Raw genomic sequence first — 1,511 nt, 5'->3', positions numbered from 1 at the left:
TCTAAACTAAAATTTGAGCGATAATGTCGTAAAAGGTGATAAAGTAATACGTTTAAATTTTAGTTTAAGGTAAGAATTACCTTTTTATATTAATTAGGTTGTAGAATGATTAAAAATATTTTACTCTTTATATGAAAACGTTATGTGAAAAATAGCTATTTAGTTGTTTTTCACATAACGTTTTTACATTTTTAAAGGATTTCACATAAGAAAAAATCTATAATTAAGATAGTTAACATATATTTTTTTGATGGGTGTGGGGGATTATGAAAGAAATATGCATGTTATTAGTGGCTGTTATATTATGGGGGACAGCCATTGCGCCAACAAAGTGGGCATTAGAATCTATTCAGCCATTTACTTTGTTATTTATCCGCCTTTTCTTAGCTGGTGGAATCTGTTTACTATTCTCATTTAAACAATTAAAAAGATCTGTTGTACATAAACAAGTCCCGTGGAAAAGAATGAGTTTGCTATCTTTTACTGGCGTAGCCGGGTACTTTATGTTCACATCCTACGGTATTTCTTTAACGAGTGGATTGCATGTTAGTATTATTGATGCTGCTTTACCTTTAGTTACAATTCTTTTTTCAGCGTTCTTTTTGAAAGAAAAAATTCAACTTAATTATTGGATCGGTATTGTATTGGGGGCTATCGGAGTACTTCTTATTACAATTCCATCTAGTAATGTCGATCAAGAAGTATCTTTAATAGGAGATATCCTTATTTTATTAAGTACGTTCTTATTTGCTTTCTATACAGTATTGCTGAAACGACCAAAACAAGAACAGTATCTATCAAACAAGGTTTTTACAACATTAACTTTAATTATTGGAGCTGTTATTCTATTACCATTTGCAATGGCAGAAACTTTTTACTATGGTTTTCCAAAAATCGAAACATGGAAGACAGGGTTTAGTGTAATATATCTTGTTATTGGGGCAACAATTTTAGCGTATTGGTTTTGGAATAGAGCATTAGAGACAGTCTCGGCATCAGTAAGTGGATTATATTTAAATGCGTTACCGTTAATAAGTATCATTGCTTCAATTGTTCTATTAAATGAATCTTTGACGTGGAGAATAGGAATAGGTGGTAGCTTAGTTTTATTTGGAGTGATATGGGCGGATAAACGTAAATTAATTGATTTATTTATCTCAGGCGAGCGAAATGTTAAAGAGAATGAAGAATGTTAAAGTTTATAAGAGTATGTATATAGTGTTTAATGAAAAGGACGCTTTGTATGTAATAGGATGTCCTTTTCATTATTTTCATTGAATTAGAGGAATTAAATAACTGAAACTAATATAGAAAATACCTTTGGAATTATTTTTATTATTAATTGAATAAAAGGTGTTGACGATTAGGATATAGAGGTGTAATATAGAACAAGTCGCCGATGCAATAACGCAGAACGCGGCAAACGAATTGAAAAACTTAGTTGACATTAACTAACGAAGATGTTAACATAAGGGAGTCGCAAATGAGCGACCGAGTAGTTCTTTGAAAAC

1 protein-coding gene is annotated in these 1,511 nt (G+C 31.0%); it reads left to right on the top strand.

Annotated features, from left to right (window positions below; translation table 11 throughout):
• Positions 1–266 precede the first annotated feature (266 nt).
• Complete coding sequence (locus DN394_RS26020; RefSeq protein ID WP_141520153.1) at positions 267–1,196, top strand: DMT family transporter; 930 nt, start codon at positions 267–269, stop codon at positions 1,194–1,196.
• Positions 1,197–1,511 lie beyond the last annotated feature (315 nt).

The organism is Bacillus sp. BB081 (assembly GCF_008368895.1).
Lineage (GTDB): Bacteria > Bacillota > Bacilli > Bacillales > Bacillaceae_G > Bacillus_A > Bacillus_A wiedmannii.
The sequence above is the reverse complement of the archived record's forward strand: the minus strand, read 5'-3'. Positions and strand labels throughout refer to the sequence as shown.

Excerpts from the sequence above, each read along its gene's own strand:
- DN394_RS26020 (WP_141520153.1), top strand. The coding sequence starts at position 267 with ATGAAAGAAATATGCATGTTATTAGTGGCTGTTATATTATGGGGGACA.